The 23,177-nt window shown below is 72.1% G+C and carries 20 protein-coding genes, 1 pseudogene and 1 riboswitch; of the genes and pseudogenes, 10 read left to right on the top strand and 11 right to left on the bottom strand.

Going from position 1 to position 23,177, the window contains the following annotated elements; all coding sequences use genetic code 11:
- On the bottom strand, positions 1 to 273 hold a 273-nt coding region (locus EAO76_RS19770; RefSeq protein ID WP_148837429.1), incomplete at its 3' end, for a DUF4031 domain-containing protein.
- Positions 270 to 638, bottom strand: coding sequence for a hypothetical protein (locus EAO76_RS19765; protein ID WP_148837222.1), 369 nt, complete (start codon positions 636 to 638; stop codon positions 270 to 272). The genes EAO76_RS19765 and EAO76_RS19770, both read right to left, overlap by 4 nt.
- 171 nt (positions 639 to 809) lie before the next feature.
- Here EAO76_RS19765 and EAO76_RS19760 point away from each other — a divergent pair.
- The 3 genes and pseudogenes from EAO76_RS19760 to EAO76_RS46360 all read left to right on the top strand — a co-directional run.
- Positions 810 to 1,670, top strand: a pseudogene (locus EAO76_RS19760) (MurR/RpiR family transcriptional regulator); the annotation flags it as partial.
- Positions 1,671 to 1,740: 70 nt separating this feature from the next.
- Complete coding sequence (murQ, locus tag EAO76_RS19755) at positions 1,741 to 2,706, top strand: N-acetylmuramic acid 6-phosphate etherase (protein WP_148837221.1); 966 nt, start codon at positions 1,741 to 1,743, stop codon at positions 2,704 to 2,706.
- 46 nt (positions 2,707 to 2,752) lie between these two features.
- Positions 2,753 to 4,213, top strand: coding sequence for a PTS transporter subunit EIIB (locus tag EAO76_RS46360; RefSeq protein ID WP_262375596.1), 1,461 nt, complete (start codon positions 2,753 to 2,755; stop codon positions 4,211 to 4,213).
- A gap of 127 nt (positions 4,214 to 4,340) precedes the next feature.
- Here EAO76_RS46360 and groL read toward each other — a convergent pair whose 3' ends face one another.
- From groL to thrC, 4 genes are all read right to left on the bottom strand, one after another.
- Positions 4,341 to 5,963, bottom strand: coding sequence for a chaperonin GroEL (gene groL / locus EAO76_RS19745; protein WP_072487928.1), 1,623 nt, complete (start codon positions 5,961 to 5,963; stop codon positions 4,341 to 4,343).
- A gap of 302 nt (positions 5,964 to 6,265) precedes the next feature.
- On the bottom strand, positions 6,266 to 6,472 hold the full coding sequence (locus EAO76_RS19740; RefSeq protein ID WP_003967346.1) for a cold-shock protein: 207 nt from the start codon (positions 6,470 to 6,472) through the stop codon (positions 6,266 to 6,268).
- A 445-nt stretch (positions 6,473 to 6,917) separates the two neighbouring features.
- Complete coding sequence (locus EAO76_RS19735; RefSeq protein WP_148837220.1) at positions 6,918 to 7,196, bottom strand: MoaD/ThiS family protein; 279 nt, start codon at positions 7,194 to 7,196, stop codon at positions 6,918 to 6,920.
- Between the two features lie 31 nt (positions 7,197 to 7,227).
- Positions 7,228 to 8,520, bottom strand: coding sequence for a threonine synthase (gene thrC / locus EAO76_RS19730; RefSeq protein ID WP_148837219.1), 1,293 nt, complete (start codon positions 8,518 to 8,520; stop codon positions 7,228 to 7,230).
- A gap of 18 nt (positions 8,521 to 8,538) precedes the next feature.
- Positions 8,539 to 8,666, bottom strand: a riboswitch (SAM riboswitch).
- A gap of 154 nt (positions 8,667 to 8,820) precedes the next feature.
- Between thrC and EAO76_RS19725 the strand changes: the two genes are divergently transcribed.
- Positions 8,821 to 9,783 carry a glucosyl-3-phosphoglycerate synthase gene (locus EAO76_RS19725; RefSeq protein WP_148837218.1) on the top strand — a complete coding sequence of 321 codons (963 nt, stop codon included), beginning with the start codon at positions 8,821 to 8,823 and terminating at the stop codon, positions 9,781 to 9,783.
- 54 nt (positions 9,784 to 9,837) lie between these two features.
- The gene (locus EAO76_RS19720) at positions 9,838 to 11,241 is read left to right on the top strand and encodes a trehalose-6-phosphate synthase (RefSeq protein WP_148837217.1); all 1,404 of its coding nucleotides are present in this window, start codon (positions 9,838 to 9,840) and stop codon (positions 11,239 to 11,241) included.
- A gap of 295 nt (positions 11,242 to 11,536) precedes the next feature.
- Here EAO76_RS19720 and otsB read toward each other — a convergent pair whose 3' ends face one another.
- From otsB to EAO76_RS19705, 3 genes are all read right to left on the bottom strand, one after another.
- Positions 11,537 to 12,427: a trehalose-phosphatase gene (otsB, locus tag EAO76_RS19715; RefSeq protein WP_148837216.1), complete on the bottom strand. Its 891-nt coding sequence runs from the start codon at positions 12,425 to 12,427 to the stop codon at positions 11,537 to 11,539.
- A gap of 278 nt (positions 12,428 to 12,705) precedes the next feature.
- Positions 12,706 to 12,963 carry a DUF3263 domain-containing protein gene (locus tag EAO76_RS19710; protein WP_148837215.1) on the bottom strand — a complete coding sequence of 86 codons (258 nt, stop codon included), beginning with the start codon at positions 12,961 to 12,963 and terminating at the stop codon, positions 12,706 to 12,708.
- 80 nt (positions 12,964 to 13,043) lie between these two features.
- Positions 13,044 to 14,333: an ABC transporter substrate-binding protein gene (locus EAO76_RS19705; RefSeq protein WP_148837214.1), complete on the bottom strand. Its 1,290-nt coding sequence runs from the start codon at positions 14,331 to 14,333 to the stop codon at positions 13,044 to 13,046.
- A 278-nt stretch (positions 14,334 to 14,611) separates the two neighbouring features.
- On the opposite strand from EAO76_RS19705, the gene EAO76_RS19700 reads away from it, so the two are divergent.
- The 5 genes from EAO76_RS19700 to EAO76_RS19680 all read left to right on the top strand — a co-directional run bounded on the left by EAO76_RS19700 (position 14,612) and on the right by EAO76_RS19680 (position 19,902).
- On the top strand, positions 14,612 to 15,520 hold the full coding sequence (locus EAO76_RS19700) for an SIS domain-containing protein (RefSeq protein ID WP_148837213.1): 909 nt from the start codon (positions 14,612 to 14,614) through the stop codon (positions 15,518 to 15,520).
- A 218-nt stretch (positions 15,521 to 15,738) separates the two neighbouring features.
- Positions 15,739 to 16,671: an ROK family protein gene (locus EAO76_RS19695; protein WP_148837212.1), complete on the top strand. Its 933-nt coding sequence runs from the start codon at positions 15,739 to 15,741 to the stop codon at positions 16,669 to 16,671.
- Positions 16,671 to 17,825 carry an N-acetylglucosamine-6-phosphate deacetylase gene (gene nagA / locus EAO76_RS19690; protein WP_148837211.1) on the top strand — a complete coding sequence of 385 codons (1,155 nt, stop codon included), beginning with the start codon at positions 16,671 to 16,673 and terminating at the stop codon, positions 17,823 to 17,825. The genes EAO76_RS19695 and nagA overlap by 1 nt, the downstream gene beginning before the upstream one ends.
- A gap of 194 nt (positions 17,826 to 18,019) precedes the next feature.
- On the top strand, positions 18,020 to 18,985 hold the full coding sequence (locus EAO76_RS19685) for a 1-phosphofructokinase family hexose kinase (protein WP_148837210.1): 966 nt from the start codon (positions 18,020 to 18,022) through the stop codon (positions 18,983 to 18,985).
- Between the two features lie 65 nt (positions 18,986 to 19,050).
- Positions 19,051 to 19,902, top strand: coding sequence for a class II fructose-bisphosphate aldolase (locus EAO76_RS19680; RefSeq protein WP_148837209.1), 852 nt, complete (start codon positions 19,051 to 19,053; stop codon positions 19,900 to 19,902).
- A gap of 71 nt (positions 19,903 to 19,973) precedes the next feature.
- On the opposite strand, the gene EAO76_RS19675 is transcribed toward EAO76_RS19680, so the two are convergent.
- Together EAO76_RS19675 and cdgB are read right to left on the bottom strand one after the other, a co-directional pair.
- The gene (locus EAO76_RS19675) at positions 19,974 to 20,942 is read right to left on the bottom strand and encodes a carbohydrate-binding protein (RefSeq protein ID WP_148837208.1); all 969 of its coding nucleotides are present in this window, start codon (positions 20,940 to 20,942) and stop codon (positions 19,974 to 19,976) included.
- 152 nt (positions 20,943 to 21,094) lie between these two features.
- Positions 21,095 to 22,738 carry a diguanylate cyclase CdgB gene (gene cdgB, locus EAO76_RS19670; RefSeq protein WP_148837207.1) on the bottom strand — a complete coding sequence of 548 codons (1,644 nt, stop codon included), beginning with the start codon at positions 22,736 to 22,738 and terminating at the stop codon, positions 21,095 to 21,097.
- Positions 22,739 to 23,177 lie beyond the last annotated feature (439 nt).

Raw genomic sequence — 23,177 nt, 5'->3', positions numbered from 1 at the left:
TCCCTTGGGGGCGGGGCGCCCCTTGGGGCGTCGCAGTCCCGCCTCCGTGATCCGGCGGACGAGTTCCTTCGGGCCGATCTCCTTCGCCCCGGCCCGCACCGCGTCCATGTACCGCTCCTCCGGTATGTCGTAGTGGTCCCGCTCGAACGCGCGCGGCGGGCAGCCGATGGACGCCGCGAAGACGTGCAGCTCGTCGAAGGACACGTCGCTGACCAGGTGCGACCACAGCCGCCCGTGCCCCGGCCACTGAGGCGGGTCGATGTAGATCGTCACCGGCGCGGTATCCCGTCGAGCGAGCCGACCGGCGCCACGGCCACGGCCGCCTTGGTGCACACCCAGTGCGGGTCCGGGCCCAGTTCCGGTTCGACGTCGAGGGCGTGCGGGTCGCCCGCGTCGCAGACCGGGCAGAGCGGCCACCGCCCGTACCGTTCGAGCAGCGCGTCCTGCACGTCCTGGGCGACGAGCCCGACCACGAACTCGGCCCCGTCGGGCCACTGTTCGACCCACCAGCGGCGGTGGGTCACCGCGTCCTCGACCAACGAGACGATCCCGGCCTCGGCGACGTCACCCGCGGCGAGATCGGCCATGACCAGTGCACGGGCCGTGTGCAGCGCCTGTTCCAAGGGGTTCATCTCCATGGCCCCATTGTCGCTCCGCCCCCGGAAGGGCCTCACGCGCCGGCCCCCGCCGTTTCCGCGCTGTCCGAAGCGCCCCCCGGGCGCCCCCGTGACCCCGCCGGAACGGCGCCGCCTGGACGCAGGTCCAAAAGGGGGGTTGACGGGCAACCCGGTTGAAAATATCTTTCAAATGTGACCAACGACTTGAAGGAAAGTTTCAGCGCCGACTCCCCGCCCGCCCCGGCGGCCCTCGCGGCCAAGGTGCGCACGCTCGCGCCGTCCATGACCCGCTCCATGCAGCGCGTCGCCGAGGCCGTCGCCGGTGACCCCGCGGGCTGCGCCGCCCTCACGGTCACCGGTCTCGCCGAACTCACCGGCACCAGCGAGGCGACCGTGGTCCGCACGGCCCGTCTCCTCGGCTATCCCGGCTATCGCGATCTGCGACTGGCCCTCGCCGGGCTCGCCGCGCACCAGCAGTCGGGGCGCGCGCCCGCCGTCACCGCGGACATAGCGGTCGACGACCCGATCGCCGACGTGGTCGCCAAGCTGGCCTACGACGAGCAGCAGACCCTCGCCGACACGGCCGCCGGGCTCGACACCGTCCAGCTCGGCGCCGCCGTGGCCGCCGCCGCCACCGCCCGGCGGATCGACATCTACGGTGTGGGCGCCTCCTCCCTGGTCGGCCAGGACCTCGCGCAGAAGCTGGCCCGCATCGGGCTGATCGCGCACGCCCACACGGACCCGCACCTGGCGGTGACCAACGCCGTGCAGCTCCGCTCCGGCGACGTGGCCATCGCGATCACGCACTCCGGCTCCACCGTCGACGTCATCGAGCCGCTGCGGGTCGCCTTCGACCGCGGCGCGACGACGGTCGCGATCACCGGCCGCCCCGACGGCCCGGTCACGCAGTACGCCGACCACGTACTGACCACGTCCACCGCCCGGGAGAGCGAGCTGCGCCCCGCCGCCATGTCGAGCCGTACGAGCCAACTCCTCGTCGTCGACTGCCTGTTCATAGGCGTGGCACAGCGTACGTACGAAACGGCCGCCCCGCCCGTTCACCCCGAACCCCCCATCCGCGGAACCGTACGAGCCCGAGACCGAAAAGGCAGAGTCACCCTCCATGACCTCCATCGCCGACCTCACCCCCGCCGGCCCCGACGACCACGGGGATCTGCGCGCCCAGCTCGAAACGCTCACCACCGAGGCGTTCCGGCCCGAGCTCGCCGAGATCGACCGGCTGAGCACCCTTGAGACAGCCCGCATCATGAACGGCGAGGACCGGTCCGTCCCGGACGCCGTCGGCGCCCGACTGCCCGAGATAGCGGCCGCGATCGACGGCATCGCGGAACGCATGGCGCGCGGCGGGCGCCTGATCTACGCGGGCGCGGGCACGGCGGGCCGGCTCGGCGTGCTGGACGCCAGCGAGTGCCCGCCCACCTTCAACACCGACCCGTCCCAGGTCGTCGGCCTGATCGCGGGCGGCCCGACCGCCATGGTCACGGCCGTCGAGGGCGCCGAGGACAGCAAGGAGCTGGCCGCCGCCGACCTCGACGCCCTGGACCTCGGCGCCGACGACACCGTGGTCGGCATCTCCGCCTCCGGCCGCACGCCGTACGCGATCGGCGCCGTCGAGCACGCCCGCCGCAAGGGCGCCCTGACGCTCGGCCTGTCCTGCAACGCGAACTCCGCGCTGGGGGCGGCGGCCGAGCACGGCATCGAGGTCGTCGTCGGCCCGGAGCTGCTCACCGGCTCCACCCGGCTCAAGGCGGGCACGGCCCAGAAGCTCGTCCTCAACATGATCTCGACGATCACGATGATCCGGCTCGGCAAGACGTACGGGAACCTGATGGTCGACGTCCGGGCCTCCAACGAGAAGCTGCGCGCCCGGTCCCGCCGGATCGTCTCGCTGGCCACCGGGGCGTCCGACGAGGAGATCGAGGCCGCGCTCGCCGCGACCGACGGCGAGGTGAAGAACGCCATCCTCACCATCCTCGGCCAGGTCGACGGCCCCACCGCCGCCGCACTGCTGGCCTCCTCCGACGGCCATCTCCGTACCGCCCTGGCCGCCGCCCCTCGCACCACCTGACCCACCGGTTCCACCCCGCACCCCCCACAGCAAGGCACCACGCACCATGGCAACACAGGACAAGAACAGCGCCACCGCCGCCGCGATCCTCCCGCTCGTCGGTGGCGCCGCGAACGTCAGCTCCATCGCCCACTGCATGACCCGGCTCCGGCTGGGTCTGCACGACCGCTCGCTCGTCGACGACGAGGCCCTGAAGGCGGTCCCCGCCGTCATGGGGGTGGTCGAGGACGACACGTACCAGATCGTCCTCGGCCCGGGCACCGTCGCCCGGGTCACGCCGGAGTTCGAGCGGTTGGTGGCGGAGGCCGGGGCGTCCGAGCCCGGCCCCGCCGCCCCGGCCCGCCTCGACGCCGAACCGCACAGCTCCCTCCCCCTGCGGCCCAGTGCCGTATGGGATCTGCCGGGCGGTTCCGCCCGGGTCTACCTCGGCGAGGGGAACAAGGCACTCGTACGGCCCGTGATCGTCGCCGACGGCTTCGGCACGGGGCCCAGCGAGCTGGTGTCCGCCTGGGGGACCATGGAGTTCGGCGACTACCCGCTCATCAGCGAGCTGCGCCGCCGCGGCCGGGATGTCGTCCTCCTCGGCTTCCGCGAGCGCGGCGCGTCGATTCCGGACAACTCCACGACCGCGCGGGCCGCGATCCTGCGCACCGCCGCGGAGCAGCGGGGCCGCACCCCGCTGGCCGTCGGCGGGTTCGGCACGGGCGGCCTGGTCACCCGGCACGCGCTGGCCGCGATGGAGAGCCGGGACGTCGACCACCGGACGGGGCTGTACTTCTCGTACGACAGCCCGCACCGCGGCGCCTGGGTTCCGCTCGCGCTCCAGGCGTTCGCGCACTACATCAGGGACCTCGACAGCCGGTTCTCCGACCAGATCAACAGCCCGGCCGCCCGTCAGCTGCTGTGGCGGCACATCGGGGAGTGGGACGGCGCACCGGAACGGAGCGCGGAACGCACCGCTTTCCTCGCCGAGATGCGGGCGGTCGGCGAGTGGCCGCGCAGGCCGCGGCTGATCGGGGTCGCCAACGGGACGGCCGACGGCATCGGCACCGACGTGCGGGCGGGCGAACTGGCCCTGGAGGGCAGGGGGCCGTCGATCGCGGGCACCAGGCTCTACACCCAGTCCCCCGGTGACGACGGACTCGCCGCGCGGCTGCGGGTGGTGACGGAGCGGACCCATGAGGTCCGCACGGCGGGACTGCCGTCCATCGACGGCGCGCCCGGCGGCACGCTGGAAGGGTTCGGCATCCTCGCCGACGGGCTCAACGCGCTCGCCGCCCCGCTCGGCCTCAAGACCGACGTGCGCATCCGCTCGCACTGCTTCGTGCCGTCCGTCAGCGCGGTGGACATCGGCGACCTGGACACGGACGACGAGCTGTACATGGACATCTCCCGGCTCCCGTACGAGCCCAGCGGCCTGGACGAGTTCAAGCTCGCCTCCCGCAACGAGGGCCACGCCCTGGTGACGGAGGAACTCTCCACCTGGCTGCTCGACCGGCTCCCGTAGCGGGCGACCGGCTCCCGCGGCGGGCGGGCGCCGCGGGCAGAAGTACCGGGAACGGCGCAGGCCCCCGGACCAGGTGGTCCGGGGGCCTGCGCGGCACAGCTGTGCGGGAACTGCCGATCCGTCAGGATCAGAAGTCCATGTCACCGCCCGGCATGCCGCCCGGGGCGGCCGCGGCGGCCTTCTCCGGCTTGTCGGCGATGACGGCCTCGGTGGTGAGGAACAGCGCGGCGATGGACGCGGCGTTCTGCAGGGCGGAACGCGTGACCTTCGCCGGGTCGAGGATGCCCTCGGCGATCATGTCGACGTACTCGCCGGTCGCGGCGTTCAGACCGTGGCCGACGGCCAGGTTGCGCACCTTCTCGACGACGACGCCGCCCTCGAGACCACCGTTGACGGCGATCTGCTTCAGCGGGGCCTCCAGGGCCAGCTTCACGGCGTTGGCGCCGGTCGCCTCGTCACCCGAGAGCTCCAGCTTCTCGAAGACGGCCGAGGCCTGGAGCAGAGCCACGCCACCACCGGCGACGATGCCCTCCTCGACGGCGGCCTTGGCGTTGCGCACCGCGTCCTCGATGCGGTGCTTGCGCTCCTTGAGCTCGACCTCGGTCGCGGCACCGGCCTTGATGACGGCCACGCCGCCGGCCAGCTTCGCGAGGCGCTCCTGGAGCTTCTCGCGGTCGTAGTCCGAGTCGCTGTTCTCGATCTCGGCGCGGATCTGGTTGACGCGGCCCTGGACCTGGTCACTGTCACCGGCACCGTCGACGATCGTCGTCTCGTCCTTGGTGATGACGACCTTGCGGGCGCGGCCGAGCAGGTCGAGACCGGCGTTCTCCAGCTTGAGGCCGACCTCCTCGGAGATGACCGTGCCACCGGTGAGGATGGCGATGTCGCCGAGCATGGCCTTGCGGCGGTCGCCGAAGCCCGGGGCCTTGACGGCGACGGACTTGAAGGTGCCGCGGATCTTGTTGACGACCAGGGTCGACAGGGCCTCGCCCTCGACGTCCTCGGCGATGATCAGCAGCGGCTTGCCGGACTGCATGACCTTCTCCAGCAGCGGAAGGAGGTCCTTCACGTTGCTGACCTTGGAGTTCACGATCAGGATGTACGGGTCGTCGAGGGACGACTCCATGCGCTCCATGTCGGTGGCGAAGTACGCCGAGATGTAGCCCTTGTCGAAGCGCATGCCCTCGGTGAGCTCAAGCTCCAGACCGAAGGTCTGGGACTCCTCGACGGTGATGACGCCTTCCTTGCCGACCTTGTCCATGGCCTCGGCGATGAGCTCGCCGATCTGGGTGTCGGCGGCGGAGATGGAGGCCGTGGAAGCGATCTGCTCCTTGGTCTCGACATCCTTCGCCTGCTCCAGGAGGGCGGCGGAGACGGCCTCGACGGCCTTCTCGATACCCCGCTTGAGGGCCATCGGGTTGGCACCCGCGGCGACGTTGCGCAGACCCTCGCGGACGAGCGCCTGGGCCAGAACGGTGGCGGTGGTCGTACCGTCGCCGGCGACGTCGTCCGTCTTCTTGGCGACCTCCTTGACCAGCTCCGCACCGATCTTCTCGTACGGGTCCTCCAGCTCGATCTCCTTGGCGATGGAAACACCATCGTTGGTGATCGTGGGGGCGCCCCACTTCTTCTCAAGGACGACGTTGCGACCCTTGGGGCCAAGGGTGACCTTGACGGCGTCGGCGAGCTGGTTCATGCCGCGCTCGAGACCGCGCCGGGCCTCCTCGTCGAACGCGATGATCTTGGCCATGTGAAGTGGTCCTCCCGGACAGGGGTGGATTTCTCCGGACCGGGAGGCGCCCGCGACGGACGGCCTGCGTGACCGGCGGTTCCTTGCCCCGCCGGTCTGCGGGCCTCACCGGCCCGATCCAAGTTCTGTCACTCTCACCTGGAGAGTGCTAACGCCAATAATTAGCACTCGACCATGGAGAGTGCAAGCGCCTTCGAGGAAGGCCCGCCGCGCGACGGCGTGCCGGAACGCACGGAGGTCCGTACCCCTGGGGGGTACGGACCTCCGTGCGTGAGTGGTGTCGGTGGCCGACCGCGTCGTACTCAGCCGACGGCGAGCTTGACCATGTCCGCCTGGGGCCCCTTCTGGCCCTGCGAGATCTCGAACTCAACTCGCTGACCCTCTTCGAGGGTGCGGTACCCGTCCATCTGGATCGCGCTGTAGTGGACGAAAACATCCGCACCACCGTCGACCGCGATGAAGCCGTACCCCTTCTCCGCGTTGAACCACTTGACGGTGCCCTGAGCCATGCCTAACTCCCCTATTACTGGCCCTTGCGCGGGGCCGCACTTCGCGGTCCCGGGTCAGAACCCACCCTCCGACAGGAGAGGGTGCGTGCGCCGGAACGCGTCGACCGCGGCTGAATGTATCTGCCCAACTGCCCTCTGCAACAGGTCAATCGGACGAGAATTCTCGACAGCGCCGAACGCCCGAATATGTGGAATTGGTGATATTCCAGGGCAAGTCGGGCCAGACAAAACTGACTTATGGCGCAAGGAGTCCGAGCACTTTGGCTGCATCTTGTCGCGACGCGGCGCATTCTCATATGCGGGCGGCTCGGGCAGCTGGGGGGACTTCCCACACTCTACCGCGCTCAACCATGCAGAATTGCCCCCTCCGTTTCAAACCCGGAGAGGTTTGAAACCGGAGAGGGCAATTCCGTTCGGGTGATTCGGGATGCGGCCCGACGAGCTGTCAGCAGCCGCCCGCGACGGCCGGGATGATCGAGATGCCGGCGCCGTCCGGCGTGGCCGTCTCCAGACCGCTCTCGAAGCGCACGTCGTCGTCGTTGACGTACACGTTCACGAAGCGGCGCAGCTTGCCCTGGTCGTCCAGGACGCGGGCGGCGATGCCCGGGTGGTCCTTCTCCAGGGACTCGATGACCTGGGAGAGGGTCGTGCCCTCCGCCGGGACCTCGGCCCGGCCGCCCGTGTAGGTGCGGAGAATGGTGGGGATGCGGACGTTCACGCTCATGGTCGGGTGCCCTTCCTGAAGTCTCGGGTGGTCAGCTGGTGGCGAGGCCCGCGGCGCGGAACGCGTCCAGGCTGGGGCGGATCGTCGCGGTCGCCTGCGAGGTGGCGGCCACCGCGTCGAGGGTCTTGAGGCCGTCGCCCGTGTTGAGGACGACGGTGGTCAGCGTCGGGTCGATGACACCGGCCTCGATGAGCTTCTTCGTCACGCCGACCGTCACCCCGCCCGCCGTCTCCGCGAAGATCCCCTCGGTGCGGGCCAGCAGCTTGATGGCGTCGACCACCTGCTCGTCGTCCACGTCCTCCACCGCACCGCCGGTGCGGCGGGCGATGTCCAGGACGTACGGGCCGTCGGCCGGGTTGCCGATGGCGAGGGACTTGGCGATGGTGTTCGGCTTCTGCGGCCGTACGACGTCGTGACCGGCCTTGAAGGCGGCGGAGACCGGGGAGCAGCCCTCGGCCTGGGCGCCGAAGATCTTGTACGGCCGGTCCTCGACGAGACCGAGCTTGATCAGCTCCTGGAGCCCCTTGTCGATCTTCGTGAGCTGCGATCCGGACGCGATCGGGATGACGATCTGGTCCGGCAGCCGCCAGCCGAGCTGCTCGCAGATCTCGTACGCCAGGGTCTTGGAGCCCTCGCCGTAGTACGGGCGGAGGTTGACGTTGACGAAGCCCCAGCCCTCGCCGAGCGGGTCGCCGATGAGCTCCGAGCAGAAGCGGTTGACGTCGTCGTAGTTGCCCTCGATGCCGACCAGCTCACCGCCGTACACCGCGGCCATGACGACCTTGCCCTGCTCCAGGTCGTGCGGGATGAACACGCAGGAGCGGAAGCCCGCGCGGGCGGCGGCGGCGCCGACCGCTCCGGCGAGGTTGCCGGTGGAGGAGCAGGACAGGGTGGTGAAGCCGAAGGCGCGGGCGGCCTCGACGGCGATCGCGACGACCCGGTCCTTGAAGGAGTGCGTCGGGTTGCCGGAGTCGTCCTTGACGTACAGGCCGCCGGTGACGCCCAGCTCGCGGGCGAGGTTGTCGGCCTTGACCAGCTGGGTGAAGCCGGGGTTGGTGTTGGGCTTGTCCGCGACGTCCGCGGGGACCGGCAGCAGCGGCGCGTAGCGCCAGATGTTGTTCGGGCCGGCCTCGATGCGCTTCCTCAGCTCCTCGGGGGAACCGCTCGGCAGGTCGTACGCCACTTCGAGCGGCCCGAAACAGGACGCGCAGGCGAAGATGGGGCCGAGGTCGAAACGCTCCTTGCACTCGCGGCAGGAAAGCGCCGCGGCGGGGCCGAGGTCGACGGAGGATTCGGTGTTCGCTGCAACAGTCTGCACAGCCATGGTGGCGGAGGCCCTTTCTCCTCATCTTCCTTGTGACGCGTTTCGCCACAAGACGGAATTGGCACCTTCCCCACCGTGTCCTCGCGGTCGGCAGGAGGGTTGCCGGGACTTCAACGGGCCGTTCCCTCAGTCCCTCTGGATGAGCTCTTTGGCACCGGATCTTCGATCCGGGCGTTTATTGGCAGATGGACCCCGACATGCGACGGTCATCCGCGTTGTTCAAGACTGTAACCGAAGCACCAGGCTGTCGAGACAGCAGTCCGAAGCGCGAGATGGATCACACAACAGGGAGTATCGACCGTGCTGGAAGAGGTCGAACGCTGGCTGGCCGGGCGTTCCTGGTCGGCCGCCGACCGTCCGTTGGAGCGTCTGCTGGCCGCCAAGGCCGGGGACCCGCGCCGCGGAAGCGTGAGCGTGGTGCTGCCCGCGCTCGACGAAGAGGCGACGGTCGGCGACATCGTCACGACGATCCGGCGCGAGCTGATGGAGAAGGTCCCCCTGGTCGACGAGCTCGTGGTGATCGACTCCGGTTCCACGGACGCCACCTCCCGGGTGGCCCGGGAGGCCGGCGCCCGGGTGGTGCACCGTGACGCGATACTCCCCCGGATACCGGCCGTGCCCGGCAAGGGCGAGGTGCTGTGGCGGTCCCTCCTGGTCACCGGCGGCGACATCGTCTGCTTCGTCGACGCCGACCTGAAGGACTTCTCGGCGGACTTCGTCTCCGGCATCGTCGGCCCGCTGCTGACCGACCCGGACGTGCAGTTCGTGAAGGCGATGTACGACCGTCCCTTCGGGGACGGCACCGGCGGGACGGCGGCCCAGGGGGGCCGGGTGACCGAACTGGTGGCCCGCCCGCTGCTCAACCTGCACTGGCCGCAGCTGGCCGGTTTCGTCCAGCCGCTGGGCGGCGAGTACGCCGTGCGCCGCTCCCTGCTCGAACAGCTGCCGTTCCCCGTCGGCTACGGAGTGGAGCTGGGGCTGCTGGTCGACGCGCTGCACACGGTGGGGCTGGACGCGCTGGCCCAGGTGGACGTGGGGGTGCGCAGGCACCGGCACCAGGACGGGCAGGCGCTGGGCCGGATGGCGGCGACGATCTACCGGACCGCCCAACTGCGGCTGTCCCGGGGCCACTTGGTGCGGCCCGAGCTCACCCAGTTCGAGCGCGGCGCGGACGGCTTCGTGCCGCGCACCCACGCCGTGGACACCGAGGAGCGGCCCCCGATGCGCGAGATCGAGGAGTACGTTTCGCGCCGCGCGGCCTGAACCGGCCCGACTTCGCACGTTTGGGCGGTTCGTGATCGGGCTAGATTCCGCAACATGGCCTCCGAGCACGAAGCCCAGCCCGCTGCCCAGCCCTCCGCCCAGGTTCTCGTCGCCTCCAACCGCGGCCCGGTGTCGTACGTCCTGGGCGAGGACGGATCGCTCGACGCCAGACGGGGCGGCGGGGGCCTGGTCTCCGGACTGAGCGCCGTCGAGGACAAGCTGTGGGTGTGCGCCGCGCTCGGCGACGGGGACCGGGAGGCGGTCCGGCGCGGGGTCGGCGAGCCGGGCGTGCGGATGCTCGACATCGACGCGGACGTCCACGCGGACGCGTACAACGGCATCGCGAACTCGGTGCTCTGGTTCGTCCACCACATGCTGTACCAGACCCCGCTGGAGCCGGTCTTCGACGCGGAGTTCCGGCGGCAGTGGGCCTCGTTCGAGACCTGCAACCGGGCCTTCGCCGAGGCGCTCGCCGAAGAGGCCGGGCGGGGCGCGGCGGTGCTGGTGCAGGACTACCACCTGGCGCTGGTGCCCGGCATGCTCCGCGCGCTCCGCCCCGACCTGCGGATCGGGCACTTCTCGCACACCCCGTGGGCGCCCGTCGACTACTTCCGGCTGCTGCCCGACGACATCGCCGAGCAGTTGCTGCGCGGCATCCTGGGCGCGGACCGGGCCGCCTTCCTGACCCGGCGCTGGGCCGACGCGTTCACCGACTGCTGCACCCGGATCGTGGGCGGCACCGGCCGGACCGAGGTCGGGGTGCACGGCCTCGGCGCGGACGCGGACTTCCTGCGCCGCCGCGCGCACGAGGCGGACGTGGACGAGCGGATGGCGGCACTGCGCGAGCAGACGGGCCCCGGCCGGAGGACGATCGTACGGGTGGACCGGACGGAGCTCTCCAAGAACATCGTGCGCGGCCTGCTCGCCTACCGGGCGCTCCTCGACGACCGCCCCGAGTGGCGCGAGCGGGTGGTCCACGTGGCGTTCGCGTACCCCTCCCGGCAGGACCTCGCGGTGTACCGGGACTACACGGACGAGGTACGGCGGGTCGCCGACGAGATCAACGCCGTGCACGGCACGGCGGGCTGGACGCCGGTGGTGCTGCACGTCAAGGACGACTTCGCCCGCTCGCTCGCCGCGTACCGGCTGGCCGACGTGGCGCTCGTCAACCCGATCCGCGACGGCATGAACCTGGTCGCCAAGGAGATCCCGGTGGTCTCCGACCACGGCTGCGCGCTGGTGCTGTCGCGGGAGGCGGGGGCGTACGAGGAGCTGGGCGGCGACGCGGTGGTGGTGAACCCGTACGACGTCTCCGCGACGGCGGCGGCGCTGCACGAGGCGCTGACGATGGCGGAGGACGAGCGGGCCGCGCGCACGGAACGGCTGGCCGCCGCGGCGGTCGCGCTGCCGCCGCAGCAGTGGTTCCTGGACCAGCTGGACGCGTTGCGGCGGAACTGAGGGTCGCGGCGGGGCCGGCGGGGCCGGGCACCGCCCGGCCCCGGGCCGACCGACGGCCCGGGTCGTACGGGTCCCGACCGCGCGGCCTCCGGTCGTACGGTCTCCGGTTCGCGCGGCCCCGGCCATGCGGGTCCCGGTCGTGCAGGTCCCGGTCGCGCGGCCCCGGCCATGCGGCCTCCGGTCGTACGGCCTCCGGGGCCGACGGGCGATGCCCGGTTCGCCCGGTCCCGGTCGTACGGGTCCCGGTCGTACAGGTCCCGATCGCGCGGCCCCGGCCATGCGGGTCCCGGTCGGCTCAGATGTGTGCGGCCAGGGCCGCCAGGAAGCCGACGACCGCGGCCGGTCCGGCCAGGCGCAGGTCGGCCCGGTCCGCCAGTTCCGGCACCTCCGCGCCACCGCTGCACACCAGCAGCCCCGGGACGCCGTCGGGGCCCGCGGTGCGGAGCTTCTCCACCGCGGCGTACGCCGCGAGGTCGCCGAGGTCGTCGCCCGCGTACAGGACGGACCCGGCGTCCGTCTCCCGTAGGTACCGGGCGAGCGCGACGCCCTTGTCCACGCCCGGCGGGCGCAGCTCCAGGACGAGCTTGCCGGGCTCCACGACGAGTCCGTGCCGGGCGGCCAGTTCGCCCAGGGGGGCGCGCAGGGCCTCGAACGCGGCCTGCGGGTCGGAGGCGCGGCGGGTGTGGACGGCGATCGCCCGCCCCTTCTCCTCGGTCCAGGTGCCGTGCCAGGAGCCGGCCCGGTCCAGCACGCCGGGGAGTTCGGCGCGGGCCGCGGCGAGGCCGGGGTGCGGGGCCGGGGCGTGGACGGTGCCGGTGGCGGCGTCCCAGCGTTCGGCGCCGTAGTGGCCGAGGACGACGAGGTGGTCGAGGCCCGGGATCCCGGCGAAGCCGCCGTGCCGGACCGCCACCCCGGCCGGGCGGCCGGTGATCACGGCGACGGAGGCCACCTTCGGGGCGAGCGCGGCCAGTGCGGGGACGGCGCCGGGGTGGGCGCGGGCCTGTTCCGGGTCGGGGACGATGTCGGCGAGGGTGCCGTCGAAGTCGAGTGCGACGACGGCGCGGTCGGGGCGCGCGAGGATCGCGGCGAGAGCCTCCCGGCCCGGTGCGGTGGCGGGGGTCGGGAGCTCGGAGGGGATCTCGCTCGGCACGGATGCGGATGCGCGTTCTTCCGGGTTGCTGCCCATGGGGCGAGCCTATAAGAGGGCCCGGCAGTGGGTGGCGCGGGTGAAGGAGCGGGGCTGGGGTGCGTGCATCGCAAGGCGGAGGATTGAGGCAGATGGGGTCTCCCCTGCTCGAGCGGAGCCGAAAGCTCGGGGAAGGAGCCATGGTGATTGACGACAACGCCGCGGGGTGCGTGCCCCAGCCCCGCGACGCCGCGGGACCTGCTGCCGGCCCCTCTAAGCCGGGGCGCGGGGCCGAACCCGTTGCGCCGTTCCGGGGGCGTTGCCCTCGGGGGCGTGCTTCAGCGGCGGTCCCGGCGGGCGTCGCGCACCCGGCGCAGGCGGTTCACCGTCACCGGGTCCTCCGCCAGGGCGCGGCGGTCGTCGAGGAGCGCGTTCAGCAGCTGGTAGTAGCGCGTGGGCGAGATGCCGAGCCGCTCGCGGATGGCCCGCTCCTTCGCGCCGGGGCCCGCCCACGACTGCCGTTCGACGGCGAGCACGGCGCGGTCCCTGTCGGAGAGTCCGTCCGGGTCGTCGGGGCCGTGCGTGGGGGCGGTCATATCAGCCAACATAACGCCCGTCCGGCGGACCGCCACCTGCCGAGGGCGGGCCCCGAAGGCCCCGCCCGCCGGGTGACGCCCTACTTCGCGCGCTCCGCCGCGGCCGCATCGCGCGCGATCCGCCCCAGCACGCTCCCGGGGCTGCCGCCCGGTTCGACCGCCCTGCCGATGTTCTCCTTGATCGACTCGCTGGTCCGGGCCCAGGAGGTCTTGCCGTACGGGTAGAACTCCGATTCCGGCAGCGCGGCCAGGAACTTCCACAGCGGCTTGTACGCGGGGTCGGACTCCATGGCCGCCGAGGCGCTGTCGGTGGTCGGGAGCAGGTCGTAGGCGTCGGCGAAGTCGATGACGTTCTCGTCGGTGAACAGGTGGTCGAAGAACTTGCCCAGTTCCGCGCGGTGACCGTTCTGCTTGAAGCCCATGATCCAGTCGGCCACGCCCAGCGAGCCCCTGGCGGGGCCGTCGGCGCCGGGCATCGGCACCATGCCGACGGAGACGCCCTTGCGCTCGGCCTCCTGCATCAGCGTCGGGTGGCCGTTCAGCATGCCGACCTCGCCGTCGGCGAACGCGGCGAACGCCTTCGCCCGGTCGAGCTTCTCGGGAGCGACGGGGCCGACGAGGCCCCGGCCGACCAGATTCGTTTTCAGCCATTCGAGGGTCTCGACGTTCTCGGCCGAGTCGATGTCGTACGAGCCGCTGTCGTCGAGGTAGCCGCCCTTCCCGCCGAGCAGCCACATCATGGTCTCGGCCTGGGCCTCCTCCTGGCCGAGCGGCAGGGCGAACGGGTAGGCCACCCCGCGCTGCCCGAGCACCGCCGCGTCGGCGCGGATGTCCTCCCAGGTCCGCGGGGCGTCGAGGCCCGCCTGCGCGAAGAGCTTCTTGTTGTAGAAGAGCAGCCGGGTGCTGGCGACGAACGGCAGTCCGTACTGGGTGCGGTCCACGCTGCCCGCCTCGGCCAGGCGCGGCAGGAAGTTGGCCTGGGCCCGGATGGAGAGCATCTCGTCGGCCCGGTAGAGCTTGCCGGCCCTGGCGTAGTCGGCGTACGAGGCGATCTGGGCGATGTCGGGGGCCTGCCCCTTCTTCACCAGTTCGGCGACCTCGCGGTCGATGCTCTTCCAGGGGCGGATGCTGACGTCGACCCTGATGCCGGGGTGGGTCTCCTCGAAGCCCTTCACGATCCGGTTCCAGTACTTCTCGGAACTGTTGGCGGGGCCGGTGCCGTAGTCGGCCGCGACGAGCCTGAGGGTGACGTCCCCCGAGCCGCCGCCGTTCCCGCCCCCGCAGCCCGCCAGGGCCGCCGTCATGCCCAGCGCGGTCACGACCGCGGTCAGTATCCGGTAGCGCAACCGCACAGCCCAGACCGTCCTCATCCATAGCGTCGTCCGCGTCGGCCACGCCGTCGTGGGGTCCCTGAATGAGCTGCGATCCTGCCGCAGGAGTTCGCCGAAGGTCTACACCAAAGTCGGTATCGCTTTCGCAACGTACGGGGCAGGTGTGCCGGGCGCCCCCGCGGGGCATTGCTCTCGAACTGGGCCTACTGCTAAGTAGGTTCGGGTGCGGGCCCCTTCTCCCGGTACGGGCACGGGCCCGCACCCGTACCGGACCCCGCCCGCACCGTCACGCCCCACGCCGCAAGGAGCCGTTCCGCATGTCGCGTACCGCAGCAGAAATCGCCACCCAGCCCGACTGCTGGCGGCGCGCCGCGAAGGCGGGGGCGGTGTTCGACGGGCTGCCGCGGCCGGGCGAGCGCGTCGCGGTCACCGGCTGCGGCACCTCCTGGTTCATGGCCATCGCCTACGCGGCGCTGCGCGAGGCGGCCGGGCAGGGCGAGACGGACGCGTACCCCTCCTCGGAGTTCCCGGTCGGGCGGCCGTACGACCGGGTGGTGGCGATCACCCGCTCCGGCACGACGACCGAGGTGCTGGAGCTGCTGGGCGAGCTGCGCGGCAGGGTCGCCACGGTCGCGCTGACCGCCGATCCGGGCACCCCGGTCATGGAGGCCGCCGACGCGGTGGCCGTACTGGACTGGGCGGACGAGGATTCAGTGGTCCAGACCCGGTTCGCCACCACCGCGCTGGCCTTTCTGCGGGCCGGCCTGGAGGCGTCGGGTCCGCTTCCGGCCGGGGTGAAGACGGTGGCCGCCGCCGCGGTGGACGCGGAACTGGCGGTGACCGAGCCGCTGGACGAGGCGGTGGTCTCGGCCGAGCAGTGGACGTTCCTGGGACGCGGCTGGACGTACGGGCTGGCGCAGGAGGCCGGGCTGAAGATGCGTGAGGCGGCCGGCGCCTGGACGGAGTCGTACCCGGCGATGGAGTACCGCCACGGCCCGATCTCGATCACCGGGCCGCACCGGGTGGCCTGGGTGTTCGGCCGACTGCCGGAGGGGCTCGCCGGTGACGTGGCCCGGGTGGGCGGCACGCTGGTCGCGCACCCCTCGGCCGATCCGATGGCGGACCTGATCCGGGCGCAGCGGCTGGCGGTGGAGCTGGCGGAGTCGAAGGGGTACGACCCGGACCGCCCGCGCAACCTCACGCGCAGCGTGATCCTTTCGCCCTGACCCGTCATGGGGCGCCCGGACCGTACCGGGACGTACTCACACGTACCGACGCGCACCGGAGCGTACCGACGTGCACCGGGGCGTCCCGACACGTCCTGACGCGTCCCGGGGCGCCGCCCCAAGAGGTCGCAATGGTGTGGTCGTGATTTTGTATGGACGCGCAACAAACTGGGATAGTGGACTAGACCTTTTTGGTTCCTCGGGCGAGACTGTTTCCCGTGAAACACGTCATCGCCCTCGATGTGGGCGGCACCGGAATGAAGGCCGCACTGGTCGGGGCCGACGGCACCCTGCTGCACGAGGCGCGGCGGGCGACGGACAGGAAGCGCGGCGCCGACGCCGTCGTGGAGTCGATCCTCTCCTTCGCCTCGGACCTGCGGACGTACGGCGAGGAGCACTTCGGCGAGAGCGCCGTCGCGGCCGGTGTCGCCGTGCCCGGCATCGTCGACGCCGACAACGGGATCGCGGTCTACGCCGCGAACCTGGGCTGGCGCGACGTGCCCATGCGGCAGTTGCTCGGCGAGCGGCTCGGCGGTCTGCCCGTCGCGCTCGGCCACGACGTGCGCACCGGTGGACTCGCCGAGGGCCGGATCGGCGCGGGCAAGGACGCCGACCGCTTCCTCTTCGTACCGCTGGGCACCGGCATCGCCGGGGCCATCGGCATCGCGGGCACGATCGAGGCGGGCGCGCACGGGTACGCGGGCGAGATCGGGCACATCGTGGTCCGGCCGGACGGGCCGGACTGCGGCTGCGGACAGCGCGGTTGCCTGGAGACCCTGGCCTCCGCCGCCGCCGTCAGCCGCGCCTGGGCCGTCGCGTCCGGCGATCCGGAGGCGGACGCGGCGGACTGCGCGAAGGCCGTCGAGTCCGGCGACCCCGCGGCCGAGGAGGTCTGGCGCGACGCGGTCGACGCGCTCGCCGCCGGGCTGGTCACCGCGCTGACACTGCTCGACCCGAGCACGCTCATCATCGGTGGCGGCCTCGCCGAGGCCGGGGAAACCCTGTTCACACCACTCCGTGCGGCCGTCGAGGAACGCGTCACGTTCCAGAAGCTGCCCCACATCGTCCCGGCGGCCCTCGGGGACACCGCCGGATGCCTGGGCGCAGGGCTGCTCGCCTGGGATCTTCTCTCCACGGAGGTATCCGTCTGATGGCCGGACGCGCAGACAGCACGGTTCTCGCAGGTGCCCGGGTGGTGCTTCCCACCGGGACCGTCGAGGACGGCCGGGTGATCGTCGAAGGCACCCGGATCGCGGGCAGCGCGGCACCGGACGCCCACACCCTCGACCTGAGCGGCCACTGGGTGGTTCCCGGCTTCGTCGACATGCACAACCACGGCGGTGGCGGCGCGTCCTTCACCTCCGGCACCGTGGACGAGGTCCTCACCGGCATCCGCACCCACCGCGAGCACGGCACCACCACCCTGGTCGCCTCCACGGTCACCGGCGAGATGGACTTCCTCGCCCATCGGGCCGGCGTCCTGTCCGAGCTGGTCGAGCAGGGCGACCTGGCCGGCATCCACTTCGAGGGGCCGTTCATCTCGCCGTGCCGCAAGGGCGCGCACAGCGAGGACCTGCTGCGCCACCCGGACCCGGCCGAGGTCCGCAAGCTGATGGACGCGGCCCGCGGCACCGCGAGGATGTTCACCCTCGCCACCGAACTCCCGGGCGGCATCGACTCGGTGCGGCTGCTCGCCGAGCACGGCGTGATCGCGGCCATCGGCCACACCGACGCCACGTACGAGCAGACCGTCGAGGCGATCGACGCGGGCGCCACCGTCGCCACGCACCTGTTCAACGCCATGCCGCCGCTCGCCCACCGCGACCCCGGCCCGATCGCCGCCCTCCTGGAGGACGAGCGGGTCACCGTCGAGCTGATCAACGACGGCACGCACCTGCACCCCGCCGCCCTGGAACTGGCCTACCACCACGCGGGCGCGCACCGCGTCGCGCTGATCACCGACGCGATGGACGCGGCCGGCTTCGGCGACGGCCGGTACCAGCTCGGCCCGCTCGCGGTCGAGGTCAAGGACGGCGTCGCACGGCTGGTCGAGGGCAACTCGATCGCGGGCTCCACGCTCACCCTGGACACCGCGTTCCACCGGGCCGTGACCATCGACCGGATCCCGGTCGGCGACGTCGTGGAGTCCATCTCCGCCAACCCGGCGCGGCTGCTCGGCGTGTACGACCGGGTCGGCTCGCTGGAGCCGGGCAAGGACGCCGACCTGGTGGTCCTGGACGCGGACTTCGCGCTCAAGGGCGTCATGCGCCGGGGCGAGTGGATCGTCGAGCCCCCGCTCGGCTGATCCGCCCGGCCGATCCGCTCCCCGGTCCCGGGGCACGTGACGGGCGGGACCGGGGGTACGTAACGAAGAGACGGCGGTTGGTCCGGGGGTCTGGGCCGACCGTCACCTCTTTGGCATGATCGCCTGGGAAACAGCCAGTAAGCGCATACCGTCCACGGTGTGGCGCTCGGACAGGGATCGGGGGAGCGGCCGCGGTGATCCTGACGGTCACACTGAATACGGCACTCGACCTGACGTACGACGTCCCCAAGCTCGTCCCGCACACCAGTCACCGCGTCGGCGACATCTCCGAGCGCCCCGGCGGCAAGGGGCTCAACGTGGCCCGGGTGCTGTCCGCCCTCGGCCACGAGACCACGGTCACCGGTTTCGCCGGGGGCTCCACCGGGGCCGTGCTGCGCGAACTGCTGGCCGGGCCGTCGCCCGACGGGGCCGGCGCCCCGGGAACCGCCCCCGCGCCGATCACCGACGCCCTCGTCACCGTCACCGGGAACACCCGTCGCACGATCGCCGTCGTCGACCGGACCACCGGCGACACCACCCAGCTCAACGAACCCGGCCCGCTCGTCACCGCCGACGAGTGGACCGCCTTCCTCGGCCGGTACGAGGAGCTCCTCGCCGGGGCCGACGCCGTCGCGCTCTGCGGCAGCCTGCCGCCCGGCATCCACGTCGGCGCCTACGCCGAACTGGTCCGCCCGGCCCGCGCCGCCGGCGTCCCCGTGCTCCTGGACACCAGCGGCGAACCGCTGCGCCGGGGCATCGCCGCCCGCCCCGACCTGATCAAGCCGAACGCCGACGAGCTGGCCCAGCTCACCGGTTCCCGCGATCCGCTGCGCGCCACCCGCGACGCCCGCCGCCGGGGCGCGCACGGGGTCATCGCCTCGCTGGGCCCGGACGGCGTGCTGGCGGTCACCCCCGACGGGACCTGGCAGGCGAGGCCGCCCGCCAGGGTCCTGGGCAATCCGACCGGCGCGGGCGACTCCGCGGTGGCCGGGCTGCTGTCCGGCCTCGTCGAGGGGCTGGGCTGGCCGGACCGGCTGCGGCGGGCGGTGGCACTGTCGACGGCGACCGTGCTCGCCCCGACGGCCGGTGACTTCGACCGCGCGGCGTACGAGGAGCTGCTGCCGCGCGTCGTCGTCGAGGAACACGCACCGGCGGCCTGACAGGGCCGCGCCCGTCCCGGACCCACCGCCCGAGCGGGGGTCCGAAGAAGCACCAAGAGGTCAGCATGCCGCTCGTCAGCACCGGTGAACTCGTCTCCGCCGCCCAGGCCGAGGGACGTGGGATCGCCGCCTTCAACGTCATCACGCTGGAGCACGCCGAGGCCATCGCGGCCGGCGCGGAGCGCACCGGGGCGCCCGCCGTCCTGCAGATCTCCGAGAACGCCGTGAAGTTCCACGGCGGACGGCTCTCCGCCATAGCCGCCGCGGCCGCCGCCGTCGCCCGCGCCTCCGACGCCCCGCTCGCGCTCCACCTCGACCACGTCGAGTCCGTGGACCTGCTGCACCGGGCGCACGACGAGGGCTTCGGCTCCGTCATGTTCGACGCGTCCAAGCTGTCGTACGAGGAGAACGTGCGCGCCACGGCCGCCGCGGTGGCCTGGGGCCACGAGCACGGCATCTGGATCGAGGCCGAACTCGGCAAGGTCGGCGGCAAGGAGGGCGAAGCCCCGCTCGACGCCCACGCCCCCGGCGTCCGGACCGACCCGGACGAGGCCGCCGCGTACGTCCGCGCCACCGGCGTGGACGCGCTGGCCGTCGCGGTCGGCTCCTCGCACGCCATGACCGAGCGCACCGCCGCCCTGGACCACGAGCTGATCGGCCGGCTGCGCGACGCGGTCCCGGTCCCGCTGGTGCTGCACGGCTCCAGCGGCGTCCCGGACGAGGAGATCCGCCGGGCCGTCGCCTCCTCCGGCATGGTCAAGATCAACGTGGGCACGGCCCTGAACACCGCGTTCACCGGCGCGGTCCGCGCGTACCTGGCCGAGGACACCACCGGCGTCGACCCGCGCAAGTACATCGCCCCGGGCCGCGAGGCGATGGCCGCGACGGTGGCGGGCTTCCTGGCCCTGATGGGCTGAGCCCCCGTACGGAAACGGTCCGGCCCCCTCGCCCGCGAAGGCGTGGGGGCCGGACCGCTTCCGCGTGCGGCTCAGCGCTTCACGTGACCGGCCTTCAGCGACAGCTGGTCCAGGTTGGCGTCGCACTGGTCGCCCTCGTTGCAGGAGATCATCAGGGTGTTCGGGCCCTTGGTGAGGTTGACGTACGCGAACGTCGTCGTCCACCCCTTCTCCAGGTCGCCCTCGGCCGCGTTGGCGAAGTTCTTCATCCTGATGCCGCGCGGGGCCTCGGCGTTGACCGTGAGGGACGTCTGGGCGTCCTTGCCCGGCACCCCGTACGTCACGAACAGCGTGTACGGACCGGCCTTCGGGACCTCGACCAGCCAGGTCGCCGACCGGCCCACCTCGTTGAGGTTGATGTACTGCCCGTTGGCGCTCTCGGCGCCCTTGACGGTGTTGTCCAGCTGGGCCGTGCCGCCGAGCTTCAGCGTCGCCGCGTCCTGCTTCGGCAGTTCGACCGGCGCCTCGGAGCTGGCGGACTGCTTCGGCTTCGGGGACTCCTCGACCTGCGTGCCGGGACCGGCGGAGGAGGTCGCCTCGCCCTTCTTCTTGTCCTTGTCGTCGCCGCTGATCAGCGCGGCGCCGATGCCGATGAGCACGACCAGGACCACCGCGACCGCGCCGATCAGCAGGCCCTTGGTGTTCGGACCGCCCTTGCCGGAGGGACCGCCGGCCCGGCCGTGGCCGCCCGGCTGCGGGGCGGTGGCGGCACCGGGGTAGGTCTCCGGGGCGGCGTACTGCGCGTTCGGCCGGCCGTACGCCTGCTGCGGGCCGTACCCCGGCTGCTGCGGGACCTGCTGCTGGCCGTACTGGCGCTCGCCGACGGTGCGCACCTGGTTGTACGAGGTACGGGGCACGCCGGGCTGCTGGGCCGCCGGGCCCGGGTAGCCGTAGCCGCCCTGGCGTGGCGGCTGGGCGCCCGCCGCCTGTCCGTCCTCGTACAGGTAGCCGAACGGATCGTCGTCCTCGGGCTTGTTTTCGCCGTTGTTCCCGGCCGTCATCCCTGGGTCACTCCTCACCATCTCGCCAGCCGTCGCCGAATGCTGCCAGCCGTGGCCGACCGGCCGAGCCTACCCCGAACGGACCGCACCAAGAATTGTCGCCGCAGGTCCCCGAAGCGCTCCACAGACCGGAAACCACGTGGCCGTGAACGTCAGCCCGCCCTGCGGTGAACCTTCGCCCGGGACCGCTTCTCGATGTACATCCGCTGGTCGGCGGAGCGCAGCACCTCATCCGTGGTCATCCCGCAGGCGGCCCAGCCGATGCCGAAGCTGGCCCCGACGCGCACCGCCCGGCCGTCGACCCGAATGGGCGGAATGATGGCGTTGCGCAGGCGTACGGCCAGATCCGCGGCGTCCGCGGCACCGAGGCCGTCGGCGAGGACGACGAACTCGTCGCCCCCGAGCCGGGCGACGGTGTCGCCGTCGCGGACGCAGGTGGTCAACCGCCGGGCGACCTCGATCAGCACCGCGTCACCGGTGTGGTGGCCGAAGCGGTCGTTGATCGACTTGAAGCCGTCCAGGTCGCAGAAGAGGACCGCGAGCCCCTTCGTGCCGTCGTCGTTGCCCTCATCGGGCGCGACGGCGTGCACATGGTGGTCGTACGGGCCGCCGGGCGCCGTGTCCACCTCGTAGCCGTGCGCCCGGGACTCCGGGTCGTCGAGGTCGCCGTAGGCCGCGTCCAGCGCCCCGACCGCGGAGGGGGTGGCCGCGTGCGGGCGGTCGCAGAGCCGGGCGCCCAGCCGGGAGCGCAGCTCGGCGCTGTTGGGCAGGCCGGTGAGCGCGTCGTGCGAGGCCCGGTGCGCGAGGTGCAGCTCGTGCCGCTTGCGCTCCTCTATGTCCTCGACGTGGGTGAGCAGGAAACGGGGGCCGTCCGCGGTGTCGGCGACGACGGAGTTGCGCAGCGAGACCCAGATGTAGGAGCCGTCGCGCCGGCCGAGCCGCAGCTCGGTCCGGCCGCCCTCGGCGGAGGTGCGCAGCAGGGTGCCGATGTCCTCGGGGTGGACGAGGTCGGCGAAGGAGTAGCGGCGCAGGACGGAGGCGGGGCGGCCGAGCAGCCGGCACAGGGCGTCGTTGGTGCGCAGCAGCCGGCCGTGCTGGTCGCCGCCCAGCTCGGCGATGGCCATGCCGCTGGGGGCGTACTCGAACGCCTGGCGGAAGGATTCCTCGCTGGCCCGCAGCGCCTGCTGCTCCCGCTCCAGCCGGACCAGCGCCCGTTGCATGTTTGCTCTCAGCTTGGCGTTGCTGATCGCAATGGCCGACTGCGACGCGTACATCTGGAGGGCTTCCCGGCCCCAGGCGCCGGGACGGCGGCCGTTGCGGGGGCGGTCCACGGAGATGACGCCGAGGAGGTCGAACCTGCCGCCGGACGCGTACATCGGGGCGTAGAGGCGGTCCTGGGGGTGCCATTCGTCCTCGAAACGGGGATCGGGCCCGTCGGTGTGCCACTGCGGCACGTCGTCGTCGAGGAGGACCCAGCCGTCGGTGTGCGGTATGAACCGCAGCTCGTCCCACGCCTGACCCATCGCCAGCCTGCGCTCCCAGGAGGCGCGGGAGCCGACCCGGCCGGTGATCAGTGCTTCCGCGGCGCTGTTGCCCGCGAAGGCGGCGACGACGAGATCGCCGTCGGGGCGGACCATGTTCACACAGGCCAGCTCGTAACCGAGGCCGCCGACGATTCCGTCGGCCACGGTCTGCAGCGTGTCGGCCAGGCTCCGCGCCGTGTTGAGATCGGCGACGGCCTGGTGCAGCTGCCGCATCGTCGCAAGACGGACATACGGCTCCGACTCGGCCTCCATTGCTCGCACTCCCCGAGACCTCGACAGCACTCCAGGTTTCATATCGACGTACTTACTGCAGTGTCACCACAACTGAATCACAGTGAGCTGTGCCGTCGGTACACAGGGTCAACTAATATTGCACTCTGTGACTCAAGTCACAACAGATCGTAAAGGGGTGCGAGTGGCCTCCTGGGCCGCCCCGTCCTTTTCTTGAACGCAAATCCGGACGTTGCAGTGCCCGGGCCCGGGTCCGTTCCCGTGCCCGGGTTCCGCCGGGGCCGTGTCCGCTCCGGTTATCCGGGGGCCGCCGGGCCCGTTTCCGTCGCCGTGCCGACCGCCCGGCGGGGCCGGGGTCCTAGGACCCGGCTGGTCCCCTGGCCCGATGTGGCACGGCACGGCGCGCGGTTAGCGTTCCGGATGTGTTGCAGACGAAGCCCCCCACCCCGCGCCCCCCGTC

The organism is Streptomyces sp. sk2.1 (genome assembly GCF_008120935.1).
Taxonomy (GTDB): Bacteria; Actinomycetota; Actinomycetes; order Streptomycetales; family Streptomycetaceae; genus Streptomyces.
This window is presented reverse-complemented; position numbering and strand designations above follow the sequence as displayed.

Excerpts from the sequence above, each read along its gene's own strand:
- groL (WP_072487928.1), bottom strand. The coding sequence starts at position 5,963 with ATGGCCAAGATCATCGCGTTCGACGAGGAGGCCCGGCGCGGTCTCGAG.
- EAO76_RS19710 (WP_148837215.1), bottom strand. The coding sequence starts at position 12,963 with ATGACCGCCCCCACGCACGGCCCCGACGACCCGGACGGACTCTCCGAC.
- otsB (WP_148837216.1), bottom strand. The coding sequence starts at position 12,427 with ATGGGCAGCAACCCGGAAGAACGCGCATCCGCATCCGTGCCGAGCGAG.
- EAO76_RS19735 (WP_148837220.1), bottom strand. The coding sequence starts at position 7,196 with ATGAGCGTGAACGTCCGCATCCCCACCATTCTCCGCACCTACACGGGC.
- EAO76_RS46360 (WP_262375596.1), top strand. The coding sequence starts at position 2,753 with ATGGCAACACAGGACAAGAACAGCGCCACCGCCGCCGCGATCCTCCCG.
- cdgB (WP_148837207.1), bottom strand. The coding sequence starts at position 22,738 with ATGGAGGCCGAGTCGGAGCCGTATGTCCGTCTTGCGACGATGCGGCAG.
- EAO76_RS19705 (WP_148837214.1), bottom strand. The coding sequence starts at position 14,333 with ATGAGGACGGTCTGGGCTGTGCGGTTGCGCTACCGGATACTGACCGCG.
- EAO76_RS19675 (WP_148837208.1), bottom strand. The coding sequence starts at position 20,942 with ATGACGGCCGGGAACAACGGCGAAAACAAGCCCGAGGACGACGATCCG.
- EAO76_RS19700 (WP_148837213.1), top strand. The coding sequence starts at position 14,612 with ATGTCGCGTACCGCAGCAGAAATCGCCACCCAGCCCGACTGCTGGCGG.
- EAO76_RS19720 (WP_148837217.1), top strand. The coding sequence starts at position 9,838 with ATGGCCTCCGAGCACGAAGCCCAGCCCGCTGCCCAGCCCTCCGCCCAG.
- nagA (WP_148837211.1), top strand. The coding sequence starts at position 16,671 with ATGGCCGGACGCGCAGACAGCACGGTTCTCGCAGGTGCCCGGGTGGTG.
- EAO76_RS19680 (WP_148837209.1), top strand. The coding sequence starts at position 19,051 with ATGCCGCTCGTCAGCACCGGTGAACTCGTCTCCGCCGCCCAGGCCGAG.
- EAO76_RS19740 (WP_003967346.1), bottom strand. The coding sequence starts at position 6,472 with ATGGCTCAGGGCACCGTCAAGTGGTTCAACGCGGAGAAGGGGTACGGC.
- thrC (WP_148837219.1), bottom strand. The coding sequence starts at position 8,520 with ATGGCTGTGCAGACTGTTGCAGCGAACACCGAATCCTCCGTCGACCTC.
- murQ (WP_148837221.1), top strand. The coding sequence starts at position 1,741 with ATGACCTCCATCGCCGACCTCACCCCCGCCGGCCCCGACGACCACGGG.
- EAO76_RS19765 (WP_148837222.1), bottom strand. The coding sequence starts at position 638 with ATGGAGATGAACCCCTTGGAACAGGCGCTGCACACGGCCCGTGCACTG.